The organism is Moraxella sp. (assembly GCF_024227015.1).
In the GTDB taxonomy this organism is placed as follows: domain Bacteria; phylum Pseudomonadota; class Gammaproteobacteria; order Pseudomonadales; family Moraxellaceae; genus Moraxella.
This window is the reverse complement of the sequence record NZ_JAAELD010000217.1, coordinates 1-4948: the sequence shown is the minus strand read 5'-3', so window position 1 is coordinate 4948 and position 4948 is coordinate 1. Positions and strand designations below refer to the sequence as shown.

Here is a 4948-nt window from a genome sequence, read left to right as displayed (position 1 = left end):
GACGACAATAGCAAGATGGAACCACCTGATCCCTTCCCGAACTCAGAAGTGAAACGTCTTAGCGCCGATGGTAGTGTGGTTCGCCCATGTGAGAGTAGGTCATCGTCAGCATCTTATTTATCCTAACCCCTGACTGAAAAGTTGGGGGTTTTAGGTATGGCGATATTATGATAAAAGCAGAATCTGGATTTACATTCATTCAATTAATCATAGTTTTATTGATTGTTTCTGTGTTGCTATTTTTTGCTTACCCTATGATTCCTGCTCTGTTTGAGCGCATGGAATCGCATGCAACAAGCAAACATCTCTATGAAGCAATTCGCTTGGCAAAGATAGAGAGCTATTCAAGAGGCAAGGATGTTATCATTTGTGCCATGAACAGCGGGAATGAATGCAGCAGGAGCGCCCAAGAGAGATTTGTTGTGTTTGTAGATAATGATAGGGACAATAGATTTGGTGCTAAAGATTATATAATTAGCAGCGAATCTTTGTATTTAAAACATGGTATAATTGAAATGAATGCCTCGTTATCACGTAATTATATGAAATTTATGGGTGATACGGGTAAGCCACGTGGGAATTATGGCAATATTAAATATTGTACCTTATCCAAGAATAACAACAATAATTTTCAAATTGTCATCAATACACATGGCGTTGTGACTGAGAGACAAGGTCACTTATATCGTATAGAATGTTAGAAAGGGGATGGTATGGCGGTAGATTTTTCTCAGACTTTAATTGTGGCGATTTCGGCGACAGCCTTATTTGATTTGTCCGAAGCGGAAACCAAACTGATTGAATTAACAAAAAAGGACGAAGAGACGGCCGCTAAGAAATTTCGCGAATATATGCATTTGCGCGAGAATGAGCCTTTGAATCAAGGAACTGGTTACCCGCTTATCAAGGCGCTTTTGAATTTAAATCGATATCAGGATGATAAGGAATATCATGATGAGTCGCCCTTTGTTGAGGTGGTGATCGTTTCTAAATCTACGCCAGATATTGGTATACAGGTGCTCAATGCTATTCGTACACATGAGCTGGGCATTACTCGATCTGCTTTTATCTCTGGTGCTTCGGTGGCGGATTATATTAGGGATTTTGATGTTGATCTGTTCTTAACCACCAATCGCGAAGACGCTCAGAAAGTGGCGGATGCGAACATTTGTGCTTGCGCGATTCTTGATGCAACCCCGATCGATACATCCGAGCTTGACACTGAGCAACTGCGTATTGCCTTTGATGGGGACGCTGTGTTATTTGATGAGGCGGGAGAATTGGTGTTTAAGCAGCAAGGATTGCAGGCATTCCACCATCATGAGAATGAGATGGCTGATTTGCCGATGGAGAAAGGACCTTATGCGGATTTTCTTATTAAACTCTCTAAGCTTCAAAATAAATTGCCCAATGAGACTGAAGATGCGGTGCATAATCCGATCCGTATTGCCTTGGTTACTGCCAGAAATGCACCTGCTGACATGCGAGCGATTAAGACGCTGCGTGAATGGGGTGTGAGTGTTGATGTGGCTTTTTTCTTGGGTGGTCTAAATAAGACGAAAGTTCTGCAAACCTTTGCACCGCATATCTTCTTTGATGATTCAATTAAGCACATCGATGCTGCGCGTAATGTTGTGCCCTCTGCACTGGTGCCGTATCATTCGACTTCATTGTTGAATGATGCGCCGCAGCATTTGGATGAGCAGGTATTTAAGCCTGTTAAAAAGCGTAAAAAACCATGAGAAAATCAACAGTGTTCAAACTAGTTCTCGCTGCAGCTTTATTAATGTTGCCGAGACGCAGCAGTCCAAAAAAGCCGCGACATGACGATTAGACTTATTGATACGCACACCCATTTTGACGTGCCTGAGTATGATGAACATCGCATGCTTATGACAGAACGCGCTCATGAACAGGGCGTTAGACATCTGGTATTGATTGGTTTTTTGGCGAATTATTTTCATCAGATGGTAAAAGTCAAATCCCAAATGGCGGATTTTGCCAAGAGCAGCCACCAAGGCATTCAGGCTCACTTGGCGTTCGGGCTTCACCCTTTGTATATCATGGAGCAGTCGGATTCTGATTTGGTGTTGCTTGATGATTTTATTAAAAAGCATGGCAGTATTGCCATTGCTGAAATTGGCTTGGACACCTATCCAAAGACCCTAGCGCAACCTGATATTTTTGAAAAACAAAAGCGTTTTTTTATTGAGCAAATTCACCTTGCCAAGCATTATGATTTACCGATTTTATTGCATATTCGTAAAGCGCACGCTCAAGTCCTACAAATTTTAAAAGATCATAAATATCGCGCCAGCATTCAAGGTGGTATCGCTCATAGTTTTAGTGGCGGCGAACAAGAGGCGTTGGCTCTCGTGAAGATGGGATTTAAGCTTGGCATCACAGGGCAAATTACTAATCCTAACGCTAAGAAATTACGCAATTCTGTGATGAGCGTGTTTAGGCGATATGGCACTGAGGCATTCGTGATTGAGACGGACTGCCCTGATATGATGCCGGTACCTTGCCAGCACTTGGGTGCATTCAATGAACCTGCTAATTTGGTGTACGTGCTTGATGAGTTGGCGGTGATGTTTGATATGGATAAAGAGAATTTGGCGAGGCAGCTATGGCGGAATAGCAATGAGGCACTGTGCCAAAATTGGGTATATGAATGATGAATGATGTGTTAACCGCTAGACGATTCACTGGCACGCGGACGCTTTATGGCGATGGGTTTGAGAAATTTATCAATGCTCATGTCTATGTGATCGGTGTTGGTGGCGTGGGCTCTTGGGCGGCTGAAGGTTTAGCGAGAACAGGGGTGGGGCGGATTACGTTGGTCGATCTGGATGTGTTGGTTGAGAGTAACATCAACCGTCAGTTGCCCGCCTTAGACAGCACGCTTGGGGAGTCGAAGATTGAGGCGATGGCAACACGACTTAGGCAAATCAATCCCAATCTTGAGCTAAATGTGGTCGATGATTTTTTGACTGCAGATAATGTGCAGCAGATTTTGCCTAGCAAGGAAGAAGTGGCAGATCTAGCAGATCAAGGTAAAAATGTGATCGTGTTAGACTGTGTCGATGACATGAATGCCAAGCTTGCTTTGGCGCTGCATTGCCGATTTAATAAAATCAAGCTCATCGTCTCTGGCGGGGCGGGTGGAAAAATTGACCCAACGCAAATCAAAGTCGCTGATCTAACGGATGTTACCCAAGACCCATTATTGGCAAAATTAAGAAACAAACTTAAAGAAAAAAATATCAGTCAGTCAAAAGGTAAATTTGGCATCAAATGCATCTATTCAACCGAACAATTAAAAATGGCAACAGCATGTGAAAGCGGTCTGAATTGTGGCGGTTACGGCTCAGCGGTGGCAGTTACGTCTGTGGTGGGCATGGTGATGGTGTCAGAATGCCTAAGATTGATTACCAAATAATAAACCTAAGCAGAAAAAATCCCCAATGAAGTATTGGGGATTTTTTGTGGGTGTGTATTACACGTTACACGCGTGATAGGTATTCGCCAGTACGAGTATCGACTTTTACGATTTCGTCTTGTTGTACGAATAGCGGTACGCGTACCACTGCGCCAGTCTCTAGACGTGCAGGTTTACCGCCACCGCCAGAAGTATCGCCACGCAGACCTGGATCGGTTTCTACGATTTGTAGCTCAACGAAGTTTGGTGGGGTAACGCTTAGTGGCGCGCCATTGAATAGAGTGATGGTGCAAAGTGCGTTTGAGTTCTCTTTTAGCCATTGTGCTGCATCGCCCATGGCGTTCTTGTCGGCTTGCATTTGCTCGAAAGTCTCAGGGTGCATGAAGTGCCAGAACTCACCATCGTTGTATAGATAGTTCATTTCGGTATCTAGTACGTCAGCGCCTTCTAGGCTGTCACCAGATTTGAAGGTTTGCTCTAGAACTTTACCTGTTTTTAGGTTGCGAAGTTTAACACGGTTAAAGGCTTGACCTTTACCAGGTTTAACGTATTCGTTTTCGATGATTGAGCATGGGTTGCCGTCAAGCATGACTTTTAGGCCAGCTTTAAAATCATTGGTAGAATAACTTGCCATGATGATTACCTTTAAAAAAGAAAAATAAATTTTGGCGAAAGTGCGATATAATACCCAGCATTTCGCAAATGTCGCTAAACAGCACATTATATATAGTTTTGTTGAATGTTGTCAAAAGATAATGAATGATTTTTCAAAAATTTCGACCATCGATGTTGATTCTGCTTACAGCGATTGGCAAAGTGAATTGGCTGACGGTGTTTTGGATGTGGCTGAATTGTTTGATTTGCTTGAGATAGAGCGTCCTAACGCGCCTTATCAGCCTAAGAATTTTGGGCTAAGAGTGCCGCGAGCCTTTATTCAAAAGATGGCAAAGGGCGACCCGCACGACCCGCTGCTACTGCAGGTTCTGCCAGACATCAAAGAAACTCTGGCAAGCGCTGGCTATACTGCCGATCCCCTACAAGAGAATGAGCAAAACCCAATCAAGGGTCTGCTGCACAAATACAAAAACCGCGTACTGATTACCACGACGGGGGCGTGTGCGGTGCATTGTCGTTATTGTTTTCGTCAGCATTTTGACTACCATGCGAACATGCCAAGCACTCAAGAGATCGCTTATATTGCCGACTATGTGGCGAGCTGCCCTGACGTTGATGAGGTGATCTTTAGTGGTGGTGATCCGCTGAATCTGAATCATAGACGTTTAACAGCTTGGTTTGATGCTATAAATTCCATCCCAAACGTCAACACCATCCGCATTCATACGCGTCTGCCTGTGGTGCTACCCAATCGTGTGGATGATGCGCTGCTAAGCCTGCTAAAAGACTCTCCAAAAAACATCGTCATGGTGCTGCACATCAATCATGCCAATGAGATTGATGAATCTCTTAAACAAAAATGCCGCGCACTCAGAGGGTCTGGCGCTGTCT

General features: G+C 43.9%; 6 protein-coding genes and 1 rRNA gene. 6 read left to right on the top strand and 1 reads right to left on the bottom strand.

The window, feature by feature from the left end:
* From rrf to GY683_RS04985, 5 genes are all read left to right on the top strand, one after another.
* Positions 1 to 111: ribosomal RNA gene (gene rrf, locus GY683_RS05005) — 5S ribosomal RNA — on the top strand; the annotation flags it as partial.
* Between the two features lie 56 nt (positions 112 to 167).
* Positions 168 to 701 (top strand): Tfp pilus assembly protein FimT/FimU, encoded by a 534-nt coding sequence (locus GY683_RS05000; protein ID WP_297287699.1) that lies wholly within the window; start codon positions 168 to 170, stop codon positions 699 to 701.
* Between the two features lie 12 nt (positions 702 to 713).
* A complete protein-coding gene (locus tag GY683_RS04995) occupies positions 714 to 1742 on the top strand; it encodes a 5'-nucleotidase (protein ID WP_297287698.1) in 1029 nt (342 codons plus the stop codon).
* Between the two features lie 81 nt (positions 1743 to 1823).
* Complete coding sequence (locus GY683_RS04990) at positions 1824 to 2678, top strand: TatD family hydrolase (protein WP_297287697.1); 855 nt, start codon at positions 1824 to 1826, stop codon at positions 2676 to 2678.
* The gene (locus GY683_RS04985) at positions 2678 to 3442 is read left to right on the top strand and encodes a tRNA threonylcarbamoyladenosine dehydratase (RefSeq protein WP_297287700.1); all 765 of its coding nucleotides are present in this window, start codon (positions 2678 to 2680) and stop codon (positions 3440 to 3442) included. The genes GY683_RS04990 and GY683_RS04985 overlap by 1 nt, the downstream gene beginning before the upstream one ends.
* Before the next feature lie 64 nt (positions 3443 to 3506).
* Here GY683_RS04985 and efp read toward each other — a convergent pair whose 3' ends face one another.
* Positions 3507 to 4076, bottom strand: a complete 570-nt coding sequence (gene efp / locus GY683_RS04980; RefSeq protein WP_036365360.1) for an elongation factor P — start codon at positions 4074 to 4076, stop codon at positions 3507 to 3509.
* 121 nt (positions 4077 to 4197) lie between these two features.
* Between efp and GY683_RS04975 the strand changes: the two genes are divergently transcribed.
* A partial coding sequence (locus GY683_RS04975; RefSeq protein ID WP_297287696.1) for a KamA family radical SAM protein occupies positions 4198 to 4948 on the top strand: 751 nt, incomplete at its 3' end.

Excerpts from the sequence above, each read along its gene's own strand:
- GY683_RS05000 (WP_297287699.1), top strand. The coding sequence starts at position 168 with ATGATAAAAGCAGAATCTGGATTTACATTCATTCAATTAATCATAGTT.
- GY683_RS04995 (WP_297287698.1), top strand. The coding sequence starts at position 714 with ATGGCGGTAGATTTTTCTCAGACTTTAATTGTGGCGATTTCGGCGACA.
- GY683_RS04990 (WP_297287697.1), top strand. The coding sequence starts at position 1,824 with ATGACGATTAGACTTATTGATACGCACACCCATTTTGACGTGCCTGAG.
- GY683_RS04985 (WP_297287700.1), top strand. The coding sequence starts at position 2,678 with ATGAATGATGTGTTAACCGCTAGACGATTCACTGGCACGCGGACGCTT.
- efp (WP_036365360.1), bottom strand. The coding sequence starts at position 4,076 with ATGGCAAGTTATTCTACCAATGATTTTAAAGCTGGCCTAAAAGTCATG.